At 63.2% G+C, this 16,815-nt stretch carries 17 protein-coding genes; 9 read left to right on the top strand and 8 right to left on the bottom strand.

Going from position 1 to position 16,815, the window contains the following annotated elements; translation table 11 throughout:
• The first annotated feature begins 47 nt into the window (after positions 1 to 47).
• The 4 genes from FJ426_RS06640 (at position 48) to FJ426_RS06625 (ending at position 2,837) form a co-directional block, all read left to right on the top strand.
• Positions 48 to 581, top strand: coding sequence for a hypothetical protein (locus FJ426_RS06640; protein ID WP_140560982.1), 534 nt, complete (start codon positions 48 to 50; stop codon positions 579 to 581).
• A 123-nt stretch (positions 582 to 704) separates the two neighbouring features.
• Entirely contained in the window at positions 705 to 938 is a 234-nt protein-coding gene (locus FJ426_RS06635; RefSeq protein ID WP_140493839.1) for a BolA family transcriptional regulator, read from the top strand.
• Positions 939 to 1,091: 153 nt separating this feature from the next.
• A complete protein-coding gene (gene grxD, locus FJ426_RS06630; RefSeq protein WP_013532137.1) occupies positions 1,092 to 1,427 on the top strand; it encodes a Grx4 family monothiol glutaredoxin in 336 nt (111 codons plus the stop codon).
• 141 nt (positions 1,428 to 1,568) lie between these two features.
• Complete coding sequence (locus FJ426_RS06625) at positions 1,569 to 2,837, top strand: multidrug effflux MFS transporter (protein ID WP_140493841.1); 1,269 nt, start codon at positions 1,569 to 1,571, stop codon at positions 2,835 to 2,837.
• A 47-nt stretch (positions 2,838 to 2,884) separates the two neighbouring features.
• Here FJ426_RS06625 and FJ426_RS06620 read toward each other — a convergent pair whose 3' ends face one another.
• The 3 genes from FJ426_RS06620 to rpsD all read right to left on the bottom strand — a co-directional run bounded on the left by FJ426_RS06620 (position 2,885) and on the right by rpsD (position 5,342).
• Positions 2,885 to 3,712 (bottom strand): inositol monophosphatase family protein, encoded by an 828-nt coding sequence (locus tag FJ426_RS06620; RefSeq protein ID WP_140522050.1) that lies wholly within the window; start codon positions 3,710 to 3,712, stop codon positions 2,885 to 2,887.
• The gene (gene ttcA / locus FJ426_RS06615; RefSeq protein ID WP_140560981.1) at positions 3,702 to 4,595 is read right to left on the bottom strand and encodes a tRNA 2-thiocytidine(32) synthetase TtcA; all 894 of its coding nucleotides are present in this window, start codon (positions 4,593 to 4,595) and stop codon (positions 3,702 to 3,704) included. The genes FJ426_RS06620 and ttcA overlap by 11 nt, the downstream gene beginning before the upstream one ends.
• Before the next feature lie 129 nt (positions 4,596 to 4,724).
• Entirely contained in the window at positions 4,725 to 5,342 is a 618-nt protein-coding gene (gene rpsD, locus FJ426_RS06610) for a 30S ribosomal protein S4 (RefSeq protein WP_140560980.1), read from the bottom strand.
• Positions 5,343 to 5,754: 412 nt separating this feature from the next.
• Here rpsD and FJ426_RS06605 point away from each other — a divergent pair, with 412 nt between their 5' ends.
• The gene (locus tag FJ426_RS06605) at positions 5,755 to 5,961 is read left to right on the top strand and encodes a hypothetical protein (RefSeq protein ID WP_140493849.1); all 207 of its coding nucleotides are present in this window, start codon (positions 5,755 to 5,757) and stop codon (positions 5,959 to 5,961) included.
• 168 nt (positions 5,962 to 6,129) lie between these two features.
• Here FJ426_RS06605 and FJ426_RS06600 read toward each other — a convergent pair whose 3' ends face one another.
• The 3 genes from FJ426_RS06600 to FJ426_RS06590 are packed head-to-tail and all read right to left on the bottom strand — an operon-like array spanning position 6,130 to position 8,079.
• Positions 6,130 to 6,315 (bottom strand): DUF3008 family protein, encoded by a 186-nt coding sequence (locus tag FJ426_RS06600; protein WP_140493851.1) that lies wholly within the window; start codon positions 6,313 to 6,315, stop codon positions 6,130 to 6,132.
• 59 nt (positions 6,316 to 6,374) lie between these two features.
• Positions 6,375 to 7,163, bottom strand: coding sequence for a glutamate racemase (murI, locus tag FJ426_RS06595; protein ID WP_140558550.1), 789 nt, complete (start codon positions 7,161 to 7,163; stop codon positions 6,375 to 6,377).
• Positions 7,156 to 8,079, bottom strand: coding sequence for an RNA methyltransferase (locus FJ426_RS06590; RefSeq protein WP_140493855.1), 924 nt, complete (start codon positions 8,077 to 8,079; stop codon positions 7,156 to 7,158). The genes murI and FJ426_RS06590 overlap by 8 nt, the downstream gene beginning before the upstream one ends.
• Positions 8,080 to 8,292: 213 nt before the next feature.
• On the opposite strand from FJ426_RS06590, the gene FJ426_RS06585 reads away from it, so the two are divergent.
• Together FJ426_RS06585 and FJ426_RS06580 are read left to right on the top strand one after the other, a co-directional pair.
• On the top strand, positions 8,293 to 9,504 hold the full coding sequence (locus tag FJ426_RS06585; protein WP_140493857.1) for an NADP-dependent isocitrate dehydrogenase: 1,212 nt from the start codon (positions 8,293 to 8,295) through the stop codon (positions 9,502 to 9,504).
• Between the two features lie 87 nt (positions 9,505 to 9,591).
• Entirely contained in the window at positions 9,592 to 10,218 is a 627-nt protein-coding gene (locus FJ426_RS06580; protein WP_140518328.1) for a glutathione S-transferase N-terminal domain-containing protein, read from the top strand.
• 150 nt (positions 10,219 to 10,368) lie between these two features.
• Here the strand turns inward: FJ426_RS06580 and alaS are convergent, their stop codons facing one another.
• Complete coding sequence (alaS, locus tag FJ426_RS06575) at positions 10,369 to 13,035, bottom strand: alanine--tRNA ligase (protein WP_140518329.1); 2,667 nt, start codon at positions 13,033 to 13,035, stop codon at positions 10,369 to 10,371.
• Between the two features lie 304 nt (positions 13,036 to 13,339).
• The gene (gene recA, locus FJ426_RS06570) at positions 13,340 to 14,437 is read right to left on the bottom strand and encodes a recombinase RecA (protein WP_010909075.1); all 1,098 of its coding nucleotides are present in this window, start codon (positions 14,435 to 14,437) and stop codon (positions 13,340 to 13,342) included.
• 282 nt (positions 14,438 to 14,719) lie between these two features.
• Here recA and FJ426_RS06565 point away from each other — a divergent pair, with 282 nt between their 5' ends.
• Together FJ426_RS06565 and FJ426_RS06560 are read left to right on the top strand one after the other, a co-directional pair.
• Positions 14,720 to 15,664 (top strand): carbohydrate kinase family protein, encoded by a 945-nt coding sequence (locus FJ426_RS06565; protein WP_140560979.1) that lies wholly within the window; start codon positions 14,720 to 14,722, stop codon positions 15,662 to 15,664.
• A 76-nt stretch (positions 15,665 to 15,740) separates the two neighbouring features.
• Complete coding sequence (locus tag FJ426_RS06560) at positions 15,741 to 16,658, top strand: pseudouridine-5'-phosphate glycosidase (RefSeq protein ID WP_140824839.1); 918 nt, start codon at positions 15,741 to 15,743, stop codon at positions 16,656 to 16,658.
• Positions 16,659 to 16,815 lie beyond the last annotated feature (157 nt).

Genomic DNA, 16,815 nt, shown 5'->3' with positions numbered 1-16,815 from the left:
GCAGAGCGTGATCCCGAAAAGTGGGAACCGATTTTTTCGGAAAAATCATGCTCAACCACAGGAAACTGGCCGTCCGGGCACTGCTTGCAGTCGTCTTCTGGCCATCGCTGTTCTTCTTCTGGTTTCTCGGCCCGTTCGTCTTTTTCCTGCTGTCGACGACATCGAGCGAGGTCTGCGCCCGGTTGGATACACGCGCGGAGTTCCTCGCCGCGGCCAACGACACGCTTCCGATGCTTGGCCTGCAAAACCTTTTCTATGCAGTTCCGCTTGTCTGCCTGGTGCTTTGGAGCCGGCTTCTGCCGGACCGGGCACGGACAAGGCACATCTTCACCTGCATAAAACTTTTCGCCGTCGCGGCCGCATTGGGGGCACTGTGGGAGTATGGCTCCTCGCTGGCCTGCGATGGCTACGGCCAGCCGTTCTTCTCGCCCGTCTGGCGGATGACCGCCTACCTGCCGATTGCCAACCTGGCGATCAACCTTCCCCTCTATGTGCTGACCTTCAGCCTTGGGCGGACCTTCTCGACGCCCGAGGACGACCCCGCGGACGACGCCGGCGGTCAGAGCGAGAACGCGTCGTGAGCCACAATCGCGCTGGGGCTGGACGGAACGGCTTCAATCCCGGCCGGAAAGGCTTTAGGTTCATCCCGACTCTCATCGCACGGGCAGCCATGCCGCAGCCCGCCCGAAAAACAGGAACTTGCCATGGCAATGGATGCCCGCGACATCGAAAAACTGATCAAGGAGGGCATCCCGGATGCCAGGGTGACCATCCGTGACCTTGCCGGCGACGGCGATCACTATGCGGCCGAAGTCGTGGCCGAGAGCTTTCGCGGAAAAAGCCGCGTGCAGCAGCACCAGATGGTCTATGACGCGCTGAAGGGCAATATGGGCGGCGTGCTGCACGCGCTGGCGCTGCAGACCAGCGTGCCGGACTAGGGGCTTCCAACGCCAAAGTCGCTTGGCCCAAAACGCCGCATCTTTTGCGCCATTCAGGCCACCACGCGGCTAAAGTCTTGTTTCGGGCAACCTATGGGTTTATCTGATGGAAAAGCTTCGAGCCTGACTCCCACAGGCGGGAAAGGATATTCCATGAGCGGCATCAACGACTACATCGACAACGAAGTGAAGGGCAACGACGTCGTGCTTTTCATGAAGGGCACGCCCGGTTTCCCGCAATGCGGATTTTCCGGCCAGGTTGTCCAGATCCTCGACTATATCGGCGCCGACTACAAAGGCGTGAACGTGCTGGATTCGGCCGAGCTGCGCCAGGGCATCAAGGAATACTCCAACTGGCCGACGATCCCTCAGCTCTACGTCAAGGGCGAATTCGTCGGTGGCTGCGACATCGTGCGCGAAATGTTCCAGGCGGGCGAGTTGCAGACATTCCTTGTCGAGAAGGGCGTGAGCGTCAAAGGCGCCGCCTGATTTCGGTTGGGCATGTCGCCGTCGACATGCCCTGAGCACCGGGGCAGCCCCGCCTCGGCAATTTTGCGTCCGGGACCCGGACCAGGACGAGCCAATGCGCCGGGCCACCGGCGCGTTTTCGTTTGAGAGATCGGACTTGCCGTGGACCAGCAGACGTCAGCACCGCAATCGGCAAGCAAATTGCCCATTCCGCGCTGGGAGTTCATCGCGCTGTGCGCAGCGCTGATGGCGCTCAATTCGTTGGCCATCGACATCATGCTGCCGGCGCTGCAGCAGATCGGCGCCTCGCTTGGCGTCGAGAACGAAAACCACCGGCAATATGTCATCACCGCCTATATTCTGGGTTTTGGCGGCGGACAGCTGTTTTTCGGACCGCTCTCGGACCGATTCGGGCGCCGTGCGCCGCTTGTCGCCGGCCTGATCATTTATGTGGCGGCGGCCGCCGCGGCCGCCATATCGCCAAGCTTTGAAACGCTTCTACTTTGCCGGGCCGTGCAAGGCATCGGTGCGGCCGCGACCCGCGTCATCGCCGTCTCGATCGTGCGCGACACGTTCGATGGCCGGCGCATGGCCGAGGTGATGTCGCTGATCTTCATGGTGTTCATGGCGATCCCGGTGATTGCTCCCGGCATCGGCCAGTTCATCATGCTGTTCGCGACCTGGCATTTGATCTTCGTCACCATGGCCGTCGGCGCGCTTGTCGTCTCGGCCTGGTCGCTGCTGCGCCTGCCCGAGACGCTACATCCGGAATATCGCCGGCCATTGACCGTCAATGCCATTGTCGGCGGGTTCCGCATCGTGCTGACCAACCGCGTCGCGATCTGCTATGCCTTCGCCAGTACGTTCATCTTCGGCGCCATGTTCGGCTTCATCGCCTCGGCGCAGCAGATTTATGTCGACATATTCAATGTCGGCGAATTGTTTCCGGTCATCTTTGCCGGCGTTGCCGGCGTGCTCGCCTTCTCCAACTATCTGAACTCGCGTCTTGTCGGCCGCATCGGCATGCGCCGCCTGTCGCAGAGCGCGCTGCTGTTGTTTCTGGTCATCAGCCTGGCCTGGCTGGTCGTTTCGCTGGAAATGAAGATGCCGCTCTGGCTGTTCGTCACCTTCTTTGCCTGCGCCATGCTCCCTTTCGGTGCGCTCGGCGCGAATTTCAATGCCTTGGCTATGGAGCCGCTTGGTCAGCTGGCCGGCACGGCCTCGTCCATCCTGGGCTTCATGCAGACGTTTCTCGGCGGCATTCTCGGCACGCTGATCGGCCAGGCTTTCAACGGCACGGTGACGCCATTGGCCGCCGGCTTCTGCAGCGTCTCGGTCGCAGCCCTGCTGATGATCTTCATCGCCGAACGCGGCAAGATGTTCCAGCCGCAGAATCAACCCGTCTCGGGGCACATTGCCGATCTGCATTGAATTGTCGCCTTTGCGGCGCTCGGCTGGGTAATCGAATTGGCAGCCGGCTATTGCGCCCAGAGTTCGCTGCGCAACTCGCGCCAGCTTTCCCGGTCGGGTGCGACAAGCAGGCCGCCGCCGACATGCGACGGTAGGTAGGCACTGGCGTCGAAACGCGCGGCGTGGCCGCCGGCCTCGGCATGAATCAGGACACCGGGCAGATGGTCCCACGGCATCAGCTTGTTGTAGACGACGAAATGGGCATGGCCGCTGGCCAGCAGGCGATATTCATGCGCGGCGCAGCGATAGGCGAATTGCGACAGGATTTTCGTCTGGTTGCGCGCCAGCCGCGACCGCTCTGGTTCGGCCATGTACTGCCAGGAGACGGAGCCGGTCATTCCCGAGATCGGCACGGGCGCCGCGACACGCACTTTTTCCAGGTTGCCATGCGCGTGCCTGATATGGCTGCCGGCGCCCCTGGCGCCGATCAGCCAGTCCTTGCCGACCGGATCGTGGATGATGCCTGCGACGGTCTCACCCCGGACCACGACACCCAGCATGACGCCGAACAACGGCACGCCGGAAGCGAAATTGAAAGTGCCGTCCACCGGGTCGATGGTGAAAGCCAGATCGGCATCGCCAAGACCGTCGAGCAGCGCCGGATTGTCGGAACAGGCTTCCTCGCCGACAATCATGGCCGTCGGGTAGCGCTCACGCAGCTTGGCGGTGATCAGCCGCTCGGCACTGACGTCGGCTTCCGTCACCAGGTCGGCGGCCGACGTCTTCTGGCGGACGTCGCCGCCGCCCAACCGGCGAAAGCGCGGCATGATTTCGGCTTCGGCTGCTTCGGCCAGGGTGCTGGCCAGCCAGTCGATCGCGGTATCGTCAAATGTCATCGGAAATGTCTTGCCTGCTGGAGAGCGTTTCATCGAGTGCGGCGAAATCGAACAGTTTCCTGTCGAGCAGATGCGACGGCCTGGTGTTGGACAACGCACGCAGCATCGTGTCCTTGCGCCCGGGCATGCGCTTTTCGATATCGTCGAGCATGGCCTTCATGGCGTTGCGCTGGAGACCTTCCTGGCTGCCGCAGAGATCGCAAGGGATGATCGGGAACCGCATCGCCGCGGCGAGCTTTTCCAGATCGATTTCGGCGCAATAGCTCAGCGGCCGCAGCACCATGACGTCGCCCTCGTCGTTGAGCAGCTTTGGCGGCATGGCGGCGAGACGGCCGCCGTGGAACAGGTTCATGAAGAAGGTTTCGAGAATGTCCTCGCGATGATGGCCGAGCACCAGCGCCGAGCACCCCTCCTCTCGGGCTACGCGATAGAGATGACCACGCCGCAGGCGTGAACAGAGCGAGCAATAGGTGCTGCCCTGCGGCAGCTTGTCGGTGACGACGGAGTAGGTGTCCTGGTATTCGATGCGGTGTGCAATGCCGTGGGCATTGAGGTAATCGGGCAGGATGTGCTTGGGAAAGTTCGGCTGGCCCTGGTCGAGATTGCAGGCCAGCAGCTCCACCGGCAGCAGGCCGCGCCATTTGAGGTCCAGCAGCATGGCAAGCAGGCCGTAGGAATCCTTGCCGCCCGACAGGGCCACCAGCCAGCGCTCGCCTGGCCTGACCATCGAAAAATCCTCGATCGCCTGGCGGGTCAGCCGCAGCAGCCGCTTGCGCAATTTGTTGAACTCGACCGAAGACGGCACATCGGCGAACAGCGGGTGAAAACCGCCTTCGATGGCGGCGGCCTGCTCAAGCGATTGAGCGTCTGGCAGCATGTTCATGGCGTCGGTTCCAAATCCTGGAGCAACGAACGTTCGGAGCTTCGTTGCCGCCCGGATTAGCGGACATGGCCGACAAAGAAAAGGCCGCCTCGATGGGCGGCCCCTTCCGGTCTCGCAAAAAGCCTTCGCTTAACGCGAATAGAATTCGACGACGAGGTTCGGTTCCATCTGGACGGCGAACGGAACGTCCGCCAGGCCCGGGATGCGCGAGAAGGTCGCGGTCATCTTGTTGTGATCGGCTTCGATGTAGTCCGGCACGTCGCGCTCGGCGAGGCCGACCGATTCCAGGACGATCACCAGCTGCTTCGACTTTTCACGCACTTCGACGACGTCGCCCGGCTTGCAGCGGTACGAGCCGATGTTGACGCGCCTGCCGTTGACATTGACGTGGCCGTGGTTGACGAACTGGCGGGCGGCGAAAATGGTCGGAACGAACTTGGCGCGATAGACGACAGCGTCCAGACGCGACTCGAGCAGGCCGATCAGGTTCTCCGAGGTGTCGCCCTTGCGGCGGTCGGCCTCCTCATAGACCTTGCGGAACTGCTTTTCCGAAACGTCGCCATAGTGGCCCTTCAGCTTCTGCTTGGCGCGCAGCTGCAGGCCGAAATCGGAAAGCTTGCCCTTGCGGCGCTGGCCGTGCTGGCCGGGGCCGTATTCACGCTTGTTGACCGGGGACTTCGGGCGGCCCCAGATGTTTTCGCCGAGACGGCGGTCGATCTTGTACTTCGCGGATTCGCGCTTGCTCATCGCATTCCCTTTCAAAACAACATAACCCGGAGCCTCATGGTCCGGGTGAAGGAAACGCGCCCTCCTCTGGCCTCCGTTTTCGAGACCTGACAGGGTTTTTCCACGCAACGCGGCGAAAAACCCACGGGACACGTCAGTTCAAACAAGACCTTGGAAAACAGACTGGCTTCCGTCGAGGTCTTGCGCATGCAAAACAAACCACCGGGCGTTGCGGCCCGGTGTTGGGAGCGCTGTTAAACAGAGATTTAACCGCTGTCAAGGTTCCAACTGGCGCCGCCCGCGCTATTAGAACAATTCCCGGAAAGCGCTAGCGGTTTCTACCCGGGATTGTGTAAAAAACCGGAGCGGGGCGGCGATTCCCTGAAGCTGAACCGCTCCAGGAAGGGACTTGAGCAGAGGAGCCTGAATTCGGATGAAGAAGTTCTTTCTAAGCCTGACTGGTGCGGCGGTGTTGGCCGGATCGATGGCCGTCATTACTCCTGAGCCGGCGATGGCAAGGCATTGGCAAGGCCACCGGCCTCATCAGGTATGCCGGATTGTGGTCAGGAAGCGCGTCGTCTGGCGCCATGGTCACCGCCATGTCATTCGCCAAAAAGTGCGACGCTGCCACTGGCGCTAACAGCTGCCACTGGCGCTAACAGCCGCCACTGGCGCTAACAGCCGCCACTGGCGCTGATTACGTCGGCCATTGACCAGACAATAACATCAAGGCCTGCGACCCCGTCGCGGGCCTATTTCTTGCCATTGGACGAGCCCTTCACAAAGGGCGTGCCAAATAGCGCTTCCCTCAGTGCTTCTTTTTCTCCGGCAGATCCTTGCGCTTGGTTTCGGCGAATTCCTCGAGCTGCTTTTCGCTCATGGATTCGTACATCCCTTTGGAAGCGCCTTTGAGCTCGCTCTTCTTGGTCTCGCCGCGCTTGGCCGACAATGCGGCGCCGGCGGCCTTCTGCTGGGCTTTCGAGGTGGCAGGCATGGTTTTTCTCCCTTCATTGCCTGGGAGAAAACGAAACGGCCTCGCCAATGTTCCGGAAATCAGGCGACCGTCAGTCCAAAGCCCTGCATCAAACGGCTGGTGGCAAAATCCGCCTTGCCGGACGTGAAGACCGCGATGTCCGGCTCACCATGCGGCAACGGCCCATTGACCGGCGACAGCAGCGACATCGCCCGCCGGGCGATCGCTTCGGCAGGATCGATCCAGTCGACCGGCCAGGGTGCGGTCTTGCGCATGCGGTTGACCAGAAAAGGATAGTGCGTACAGGCGAGCACGGCGATGTCGGTGCGCATGCCGTCGCGCTCGATGAAACATGGGGCGATCTCGGCGCGCACGGCTTCCTCGTCGACGAAGCCTTCGCGCATATAGGCTTCGGCCAGCCCCGCCAGACGGTCGCTGCCGACCAGCCGGACATGGCACTTCTGCGCCCATTTGCTGATCAGGTCGCGCGTGTATTGCCGTTTCACCGTGCCCGGCGTCGCCAGCACGGAGACGAGGCCGGAGCGGGTACGCTCCGCCGCCGGCTTGATGGCAGGCACGGTGCCGACAAAGGGATGGCCGGGAAACCTCTCGCGCAACGCGTCGATCACCAGCGTCGAGGCGGTGTTGCAGGCGATGACCGAGATGGCCGGGGAGAACCGGTCCAGCAATTTGCCGAACAGGTCGAGAATATGGATCCGCAGCGCCGGTTCCTCCCAGGCGCCAAAGGGGAAGGCGGCGTCGTCGGCGATGTAGACGAAGCGGCGGTCGGGCATCAGCACGCGCGCCTCGCGCAGCACAGTCAGCCCGCCAATGCCGGAATCGAACATCAGGATCGGCTGATCAGTCATTGTCGGTTCCCTTGCCGCCGAGCGGCGGCGCGGCGTTGTCGTCGTCATCGGCCACCTGACGATCCGCATTGGTCTTGCGGCCGGGACCGCCGGCGCGCGCCGCTGCCGGAAGCCGCCTTGGATCATCTCCCGGAGAGCCGTCGCCGCGCGGCATCGCCGGCGAGAACCTGTCCAGCGACGAGATGATGCCGCGCAGCACCTTGAGCTCCGGCTCGGCAAATCCCGCCCGGGTCAATACGGCGCGCAGATTGTCAACCATCTTCGGCTTCTTCGGCGCCGGCCGGAAATAGCCGCGCGCTTCGAGTGCGCCTTCGAGATAGGCGAACAATCCGTGCAGTTCTTCCTTGCTGGCCGGCTTCATGTCCGGACCCGTAAAGTTGGTCTTGGTCTCGTCCTCGAGGCCGGATTTCATCCACTCGTAGGACATGAGAAGCGCGGCCTGGGCGATGTTAAGCGAGGAGAAATCGGGATCGACCGGAAAAGTGACGATCTCGTCGGCGAGGCCAACCTCGTCATTATAGAGGCCGAAACGCTCGCGGCCGAACAGGATGCCGGTTCGCTGACCCATGCCATGGCGAGCCCGGAGCACCCTGCCCGCCTCGACCGGCCCGCGCACGGGCTTGAAGCCGTCGCGTTGCCTTGCGGTGGTCGCGAAAACGAAATTCAGGTCGGCCATCGCCGTGGCGAGATCGTCGAAAACCTTGACGGCATCGATGACATGGTCGGCGCGGCTGGCCGCCGCCCGCGCCTTCTCGTTCGGCCAGCCGTCGCGCGGGTTGACGAGGCGAAGTTCGACCAGGCCGAAATTGGCCATGGCGCGCGCAACCATGCCGATATTCTCGCCGAGCTGCGGCTCCACGAGGATGATGGCGGGGCTGGCGACTGAAGCGGTATCGGAATCTTTGGTGACGGGCATGATTGTCAATGAACTGCTGTTTGCGGCATTTCAGCGTCCCCTGCCATATTCGGCCGCGAAAATGAACCATTCGCAAATGGCGGGGCGATCGCTTCGCTTTCGTGACCGATCGTCGTTTGCGCGGCCAAAAACGCTTTGATATAGGGGCGCATCCCCGGCCGAACGCCACGCGGGCAAGGCCGTCCCATTTCCCAGCAACGAGGCATTCTTTCCATGGCGAAGATCAAGGTGGCGAACCCGGTCGTCGAACTCGACGGCGACGAGATGACCCGCATCATCTGGCAGTTCATCAAGGACAAGCTGATCCACCCTTATCTCGACCTCAAGCTTGAATATTACGACCTCGGCATCGAGCATCGCGACGCCACCAACGACCAGGTGACCGTCGATTCGGCCAACGCCATCAAAAAATACGGCGTCGGCGTGAAATGCGCGACCATCACGCCCGACGAGCAGCGCGTCGAGGAATTCAAGCTGAAGAAGATGTGGAAGTCGCCGAACGGCACCATCCGCAACATTCTCGGCGGCACCATCTTCCGCGAGCCGATCATCATGAAGAACGTGCCGCGGCTGGTGCCCGGCTGGACCAAGCCGATCATCGTCGGCCGCCACGCCTATGGCGACCAGTACCGCGCCACCGATTTCCGTTTTCCCGGCAAGGGCAAGCTGACGATCAAGTTCGTCGGCGAGGATGGCCAGGTGATCGAGCACGACGTGTTCGACGCGCCCGGCGCCGGCGTCGCCATGGCCATGTACAACCTAGACGAATCGATCCGCGAATTCGCCCGCGCTTCGCTGAACTACGGCCTGCTGCGCAACTACCCGGTCTATCTCTCGACCAAGAACACCATCCTCAAGGCCTATGACGGCCGCTTCAAGGATATTTTCCAGGAGGTCTACGAGGCTGAGTTCGAGGCCGAGTTCAAGTCCAAGAAGCTGTGGTACGAGCACCGCCTGATCGACGACATGGTGGCCTCCAGCCTGAAATGGTCGGGTGGCTATGTCTGGGCCTGCAAGAACTATGACGGCGACGTACAGTCCGACACGGTGGCGCAGGGGTTCGGCTCGCTCGGCCTGATGACCTCGGTGCTGATGACGCCGGACGGCAAGACGGTGGAAGCGGAAGCCGCGCACGGCACCGTGACGCGCCACTATCGCCAGCACCAGAAGGGCGAGGAAACCTCGACCAATTCGATCGCCTCGATCTTCGCCTGGACCCGGGGCCTCGCCCATCGCGCCAAGCTCGACGACAATGCTGAATTGAAACGCTTCGCGGAGACACTCGAAAAGGTCTGCATCCAGACCGTCGAATCCGGCTTCATGACCAAGGACCTGTCGCTGCTGATCGGCCCCGACCAGCCCTGGCTTTCGACCACTGGTTTCCTGGACAAGATCGACGAGAATTTGCAGAAGGCGATGGCGTAGGCACCCGCGGGTTCAACATGCCGAAGGCTCCGGAAGGAGCCTTCGCTTTTTTGGGCCAACGAAAATCGAAAGCAAAGGACTGGCAACATGGCCAAACCGGTCCTCTACGGCGCCGACTACAGCGTTTACGTGCGCATAGCGCGCATGGCGCTGGAGGAGAAGGGCGTCGACTACGAGCTTGTGCCGGTCGATGTGTTCGCCGCCGAGGGCATCCCCGGCTGGTATTTCGAGCACCACCCGTTCGGCCGCATCCCGGCCTTCGAGCATGACGGTTTTCGCCTGTTCGAGGCCAGCGCGATTGCGCGCTATGTCGACGAGGCGTTCGACGGGCCGCCTTTGCAGCCGAAGGATCCGCGCGGCCGCGCGCGGATGAACCAGATCATCGGCATGCTCGACGCTTATGGCTATCGGGCCATGGTCTGGGACGTCGCCGTGGAGCGGCTGGAGAAGGCGTCGCCTGACGAAGCGCTGATTGTCAGCGGATTACGACAAGCAGGAACGGTCCTTCAGGCGCTCTCATCATTGAGATCCCCGGGGCCGTGGTTGCTCGGCAATCAACTGACGCTCGCCGACCTGCATGCGGCACCGATCATCGGCTATTTCGTCAAGGTGGCGGAAGGGCGCAAACTGCTGGCTCGCTTTGCCGACATACAGGACTGGTGGGATTGTATTGCTAAACAGGCAAGCTTTGCCAGGACTGAAAAGGCCGGCTGATCTGCGACAGCGCAGCGCAGCGATATTCGATTCAGGTCAACGATTTCGCGGACAGCCGATCATTGATGTCGCGCCGCCCATCATGAGGGGCCGCGCGACCTCGAAGGGAAGCAACCGGCCTGGAGCGTTGCCCCCCAATTCTGCAATGAATCACGCCGCCTCCAGCGCCGCCCTCACCGCAGCAATCGCGTCGTCGGCCTTCGAGGCATCGGGGCCACCGGCCTGCGCCATGTCGGGCCGGCCGCCGCCGCCCTGCCCGCCGAGGGCGGCGGAGGCGACACGCACCAGGTCGACGGCGCTGAAACGGCCGACGAGATCATCGGTGACGGCGACCACGACGCTCGCTTTGTTGTCCTCGCCCGCACCGACGAATACGACCACGCCGGAGCCGAGCGAGCTTTTGCCGGCGTCGGCGAGCGGCTTCAGATCCTTCGGCGAGACACCGGAAACCGACTTGCCGAGGAAGCCGACGCCCGCGACGGTCTCGTTGGCGGCCGGCGCGTCAGCGGGCGACCCGCCGCCCAGCGCCAGCTTCTTGCGCGCTTCGGTGAGCTCCTTCTCGAGCTTCTTGCGCTCTTCGAGCAGGGCTTCAACACGCGCCGGCACGTCGGCCGGCGAGATTTTCAGTGTTGCCGCGGCCGCCTTCAGCCGCCGGTCCTGTTCGTCGAGATGCTTGCGCGCGGCCTCGCCCGTCAGCGCCTCGATGCGGCGCACGCCTGCGGCGACGGCGCTGTCGGACACGACGCGCACCAGGCCGATGTCACCGGTTGCCCTGACATGCGTGCCGCCGCAAAGCTCGACCGAATAGGGGCGGTTGGCCTTGGCGCCATGTAGGCCCGTGCCCATAGACACGACGCGCACCTCATCGCCGTATTTCTCGCCGAACAGCGCCATGGCGCCTTCGGCAATGGCATCGTCGACCGACATCAGGCGCGTGATCACCGGGCTGTTCTGCACCACGATCTCGTTGGCCATGCGCTCGACCTCCTCGAGTTCCGAGGGCGAGATGGGCTTGTTGTGCGAGATGTCGAAGCGCAGGCGCTCGGGCGCGACCAGCGAGCCCTTCTGTGCGACATGGGTGCCCAGCACCTCGCGCAGCGCCTCATGGATCAGATGCGTCGCGGAATGGTTCGCGCGCAGCCTGGAGCGCCTCGCATGGTCAACCTTCAGCTCGACGGCGGCACCCGTCCTGGCAGTGCCGCTGACCACCTTGCCGAGATGCACGAACAGCCCGTCGGCCTTCTTCTGCGTATCGGAAATCTCGATCGAGAAGCCTTCGCCTGAAATGGTTCCGGTGTCGCCCATCTGGCCGCCGGATTCGGCATAGAACGGCGTCTGGTTGACGACCACGGCTACCGCTTCGCCCTTGCCGGCGCTGTCGACGGTCTTGCCGTCGCGGACAACCGCCTGGATGATGCCTTCCGCCTGCTCGGTCTCGTAGCCGAGGAATTCGGTGGCACCGGCTTTTTCGCGCACCGGGAACCAGACCGCTTCCGTCGCCGCCTCGCCGGAACCTGCCCAGTGCTTACGCGCCTCGGCCTTCTGCTGCTCCATCGCATTGGTGAAGCCGGCAAGATCGACCGAGATGTTGCGCTGGCGCAGCGCATCCTGCGTCAGGTCGAGCGGGAAGCCATAGGTGTCGTAAAGCTTGAAGGCCGTCTCGCCGTCCAGCATGTCGCCGGCGCCGAGCTTTTCCGTCGCCTCCGACAGCAAACCGAGGCCACGCACCAGTGTCTTGCGGAACCTGGTCTCCTCAAGCTTCAGCGTCTCGGTGATCAGCTGTTCGCCGCGCACCAGTTCCGGATAGGCCTGACCCATCTCGCGAACCAGCGCCGGCACCAGCTGCCACACCAGCGGCTCGTTCGCACCGAGCAATTGCGCATGCCGCATGGCGCGGCGCATGATGCGGCGCAGCACATAGCCGCGGCCTTCGTTCGATGGCAGCACGCCGTCTGCGACCAGGAACGAGGACGAGCGCAGGTGATCGGCTATGACGCGATAGGATGCGACGGTCTCGGCGTCGGGACCGCGGCCGAGCGCGGACGACGCCGCATCGATCAGATGGCGGAACAGGTCGGTCTCAAACACGCTTTCCACGCCTTGCAGGATGGAGGCCATGCGCTCCAGCCCCATGCCGGTGTCGATCGACGGGCGCGGCAGGTCAATGCGCTCGTCCTTCGTCACTTGCTCGTACTGCATGAACACCAGGTTCCAGAATTCCAGGAACCGGTCGCCATCCTCCTCCGGGGTGCCGGGCGGACCGCCCCAGATGTGCTCGCCGCGATCGATGAAAATTTCCGAGCATGGCCCGCACGGCCCGGTGTCGCCCATCGCCCAGAAATTGTCGGAGGTTGGGATGCGGATGATGCGATCATCGGAAAAGCCGGCGATCTTCTTCCAGAAGCCGGCCGCCTCGTCGTCGGTGTGGTAGACGGTGACGAGCAGCTTGTCCTTCTTAAGCCCGAACTCCCTGGTAATGAGGTTCCAGGCCAACTCGATGGCGCGCTCCTTGAAATAGTCGCCGAAGGAGAAATTGCCGAGCATCTCGAAGAAGGTCAGGTGGCGCGCGGTGTAGCCGACATTGTCGAGGTCGTTGTGCTTGCCGCCGGCGCGAACGCTTTTCTGGGCGGTCGTGGCACGCGAATAGGGCCGCTTCTCCAGGCCGGTGAAGACGTTCTTGAACTGCACCATGCCGGCATTGGTGAACATCAGCGTCGGATCGTTGCGCGGTACAAGCGGGCTCGACGCCACGACCTCGTGACCCTCCTTGCGGAAATAGTCGAGAAATGTCGACCGGATCTCGTTCACGCCACTCATGAATGCTGCCTTTTCGAGAGAGCCGCCGGCCGGACCGGCGGAAAATGGGCTCTGCTTTAGAAGATGGAGCTGGCCTTTTAGCCGCCGCTTGGCACCCTGTCCAGAAACACGCAAGCCGGCCAATTCGCGGTTCACCAGCCACCCAAAACGCAAACCGCCGGCACGGGGCCGGCGGTTCGAAACGCAATACTACAGAACTCGATTACATAAGCTCAAATTGATGAACCGGGATTATGGCCGAACTCGGGCCATAAACCGAACGCTAGATCGCGCCGGCGAACGCTTGAATTGCGCCGGCGAACGCTTACATCGCGCCGGCTTCATCCTCGAACCCATCATCGCCACCTTCGGAGCCGCCATTCTCAAGGAATTTCTCGGCGATCAGTCCGGCGTTCTGCCTGAGCGCAAGTTCGATCTCGCGCGCCGTATCGGGATTGTCGCGCAGGAACAGCTTCGCGTTCTCGCGGCCCTGGCCGAGACGCTGCGAATTGTAGGAGAACCAGGCGCCCGACTTCTCGACCACGCCGGCCTTGACGCCGAGATCGACCAGCTCGCCTGTCTTCGACACGCCTTCGCCGTACATGATGTCGAACTCGACCACCTTGAAGGGCGGCGCCAGCTTGTTCTTGACCACCTTGACGCGGGTCTGGTTGCCGACGACCTCGTCGCGGTCCTTGACCGAGCCGATGCGGCGGATATCGAGACGCACCGAGGCGTAAAATTTCAGCGCATTGCCGCCGGTGGTGGTTTCGGGCGAGCCGAACATGACGCCGATCTTCATGCGGATCTGGTTGATGAAGATGACCATGGTGTTGGAGCGCGAGATCGAGGCGGTCAGCTTGCGCAGCGCCTGGCTCATCAGGCGGGCCTGCAGGCCGGGCAGCGAATCGCCCATCTCGCCCTCGATTTCGGCGCGCGGCGTCAGCGCCGCGACCGAATCGACCACCAGCACATCGATGGCGCCGGAGCGCACCAGCGTATCGCAGATCTCAAGCGCCTGCTCGCCAGTGTCAGGCTGCGAGATCAGGAGGTTTTCGAGATCGACGCCGAGCTTGCGGGCATAGACCGGATCGAGCGCATGCTCGGCATCGACGAAGGCGCAGATGCCGCCCTTCTTCTGGGCTTCCGCCACCGTGTGCAGCGCCAGCGTCGTCTTACCCGAGCTTTCCGGCCCGTAGATCTCGATGATGCGGCCGCGCGGCAGGCCGCCGACGCCAAGCGCGATGTCGAGGCCGAGCGAGCCGGTCGGCACGGTTTCGATCTCGACGACCTGCTCGTTCGCGCCGAGCCGCATGATCGAGCCCTTGCCGAAAGCCCGCTCGATTTGCGACAGCGCCGCATCCAGAGCCTTTGATTTGTCCACTGCCTTATCCTCTACAAGCCGCAAGCTGTTCTGAGCCATGATACATCACCCCGTAGTCGTCAATGAAGGCCGGACAATCCGTAATCCTTGGTTATTTGTACCTTTTTTGTTCTCATTTGGCAAGAGGGATCAAGCATTTGAAAAATAAGCAACATCCTGATTTGTTCTTTTTTTGTCTCACGATTCGGCTCCAGCATGACCCGAATATTAGGCCAGGCTGGTTCGCCGTGCCGGCCTCACGAATCGCTGGTTGTTGCCTGCGAAGCTCCGTCGCACAGCATGGCGCTTGTGCGTGACCGCCAACAAAGGTCATATCGGCGCATGGTGAGATCTCCAAGAGTCCTGGCGGTGGGCGGCGCCCATATCGACAGGCGCGGCCAGGTGTCCGGCGCTTACGTGCCGGCTGCCTCCAACCCGGGCACGATGCGCGAGGACGTTGGCGGCGGCGTCTTCAACGCATTGCGCAGCACGGTGCGGCGAGGCGTCTCGGGCTCGTTGCTGTCGGTGCGCGGCGGCGATGCCGCCGCCGACACGGTTTCGCGCGCCATCGCCGAAGCAGGCATTGCCGACCTGTCCGCGGTGTTCCTCGACCGCACGACGCCGAGCTATACGGCGCTGATCGACCGCGAGGGCGAACTGCTCGTCGGCTTTGCCGACATGGCGCTTTATGAGCTGGCATTTGCAAAGCAGATCCGCCGCTCCAGGGTGCGGGAGGAGATCGCCGCCGCCGATGCCGTCCTGTGCGACGCCAACCTGCCATCGGCGGCTCTGGAGCGGCTGGTGTCGCTTGCCGCCGGCAAGCCCGTGTTCGCCATTGCCATTTCACCGGCCAAGGTCGTGCGCTTGACACCGGTGCTCGGCGGCCTGGCCGTCGCCTTCATGAACAGGCGCGAGGCGGTGGCGCTTGCCGGACTTGACGATGCCGCCTCTCAAAAAACTATCCTCGACGGGCTGAGAAGCGCCGGCCTCGACAGCGCGGTGGTCACGGCGGGCGGCGGCCCGGTGCTGGGCTTCGACCGCGACGGCAGCTTTGCCGTCGTCCCGCCCCCTCCAAGAAAGGTCGTGGACGTCACCGGCGCCGGCGATGCGCTTGCCGGCGCGACGGTCGCCGCCCTGCTGCGCGGCATGCCCTTGCGCGCGGCGTTGCGCGAGGGCGTCGCCGCCGCGACGCTGGCTATTGAAAGCGCGGGCGCCGTTCCCGATTTCACCACGGCGACTTTCGCGCAAGCGCTGGCTCTTGTGCCCGAAGAGCAGGAAATGGCATGAGACCGGCCAGTTCACAGTGCCGCAGTGCCGATCGAGCGTCCAAAAAGATGCGCCGCACTCCGGATTGGAGATCAAGATGACCCCAGACACCGCCCGCCCCTTCATCGATGTCCACGCGCCGGTGGCGCAGGCCCTGTCGGCCGGGAAGCCCGTGGTGGCGCTGGAAAGCACCATCATAACCCACGGCATGCCCTACCCCGACAATGGCGCCATGGCGGCCGACGTGGAAAGGATCATTGCGGACGGCGGCGCGGTGCCGGCGACGATCGCCGTGGTGGCGGGCCGCATCAAGATCGGCCTCTCCGACGGAGAACGCGAATCGCTCGCCATGACCGGCGACGCCATGAAGCTCTCTCGCGCCGATCTCGGCTTCGCCGTCGCGCAAGGGCGCACCGGCGGCACCACGGTTGCCGCCACAATGATCGCCGCGCATATGGTTGGGATAAAGGTGTTCGCCACCGGCGGCATCGGCGGCGTGCACAAGGGCGCCGAAAAAAGCTTCGACATTTCCGCCGACCTCGATGAGCTGGCGCGCACGCCCGTCATCGTCGTCTCGGCTGGGGCCAAGGCCATCCTCGACATCGAAAAGACGCTGGAGGTGCTGGAGACCCGCGGCGTGCCCGTGATCGGCCATGCCTGCGAGACCATGCCGGCCTTCTGGTCGCGGCAGTCGCCGTTCCGCGCGCCGCTGACCTTGCACGCGCCGGAAGAGATCGCGCATTTTTACAAGACGCGACAGGCGCTGGGCCTGAGCGGCGGCATGCTGATCGCCAATCCGGTGCCGGAGGATCACGAAATCCCGGCCGGCGAGATGGCCGGCTACATCGAGGCCGCCCAGAAGGCCGCCGAGGCGCTCAACGTTACCGGCAAGGCGGTGACGCCGTTCCTGCTCTCCAAAATCCTCGAACTCACCGGCGGCCGGAGCCTGAAGACCAACATCGCGCTGGTCGAAAACAATGCTCGGCTGGCAGCGCGAATTGCCGGGGCGCTGTAGGACGCCGGAAATACGAGCGGCGGCACCACGGCTACTCGCGACCACCGAGTTCCGTCACGCCCTCCTCTGTCCTGCTGGACGTCTCCGAAAAAGTCTGCACTGCCTCATCGCCCCGAGGTCCTAGCGTTATTTTCCCGCCCGCCGCCCCGCCTCATTG

The organism is Mesorhizobium sp. B2-6-4, assembly GCF_006441495.1.
GTDB lineage: Bacteria > Pseudomonadota > Alphaproteobacteria > Rhizobiales > Rhizobiaceae > Mesorhizobium.
This window is presented reverse-complemented; position numbering and strand designations above follow the sequence as displayed.

Bases quoted from the DNA above. Each gene is read 5' to 3' on its own strand.
- alaS (WP_140518329.1), bottom strand. From the start codon at position 13,035: ATGAGTGGCGTGAACGAGATCCGGTCGACATTTCTCGACTATTTCCGC.
- FJ426_RS06635 (WP_140493839.1), top strand. From the start codon at position 705: ATGGCAATGGATGCCCGCGACATCGAAAAACTGATCAAGGAGGGCATC.
- FJ426_RS06600 (WP_140493851.1), bottom strand. From the start codon at position 6,315: ATGCCTGCCACCTCGAAAGCCCAGCAGAAGGCCGCCGGCGCCGCATTG.
- rpsD (WP_140560980.1), bottom strand. From the start codon at position 5,342: ATGAGCAAGCGCGAATCCGCGAAGTACAAGATCGACCGCCGTCTCGGC.
- FJ426_RS06560 (WP_140824839.1), top strand. From the start codon at position 15,741: ATGACCCCAGACACCGCCCGCCCCTTCATCGATGTCCACGCGCCGGTG.
- ttcA (WP_140560981.1), bottom strand. From the start codon at position 4,595: ATGAACATGCTGCCAGACGCTCAATCGCTTGAGCAGGCCGCCGCCATC.
- grxD (WP_013532137.1), top strand. From the start codon at position 1,092: ATGAGCGGCATCAACGACTACATCGACAACGAAGTGAAGGGCAACGAC.
- murI (WP_140558550.1), bottom strand. From the start codon at position 7,163: ATGACTGATCAGCCGATCCTGATGTTCGATTCCGGCATTGGCGGGCTG.
- FJ426_RS06640 (WP_140560982.1), top strand. From the start codon at position 48: ATGCTCAACCACAGGAAACTGGCCGTCCGGGCACTGCTTGCAGTCGTC.
- recA (WP_010909075.1), bottom strand. From the start codon at position 14,437: ATGGCTCAGAACAGCTTGCGGCTTGTAGAGGATAAGGCAGTGGACAAA.
- FJ426_RS06620 (WP_140522050.1), bottom strand. From the start codon at position 3,712: ATGACATTTGACGATACCGCGATCGACTGGCTGGCCAGCACCCTGGCC.
- FJ426_RS06580 (WP_140518328.1), top strand. From the start codon at position 9,592: ATGGCCAAACCGGTCCTCTACGGCGCCGACTACAGCGTTTACGTGCGC.
- FJ426_RS06565 (WP_140560979.1), top strand. From the start codon at position 14,720: ATGGTGAGATCTCCAAGAGTCCTGGCGGTGGGCGGCGCCCATATCGAC.
- FJ426_RS06585 (WP_140493857.1), top strand. From the start codon at position 8,293: ATGGCGAAGATCAAGGTGGCGAACCCGGTCGTCGAACTCGACGGCGAC.
- FJ426_RS06590 (WP_140493855.1), bottom strand. From the start codon at position 8,079: ATGCCCGTCACCAAAGATTCCGATACCGCTTCAGTCGCCAGCCCCGCC.
- FJ426_RS06605 (WP_140493849.1), top strand. From the start codon at position 5,755: ATGAAGAAGTTCTTTCTAAGCCTGACTGGTGCGGCGGTGTTGGCCGGA.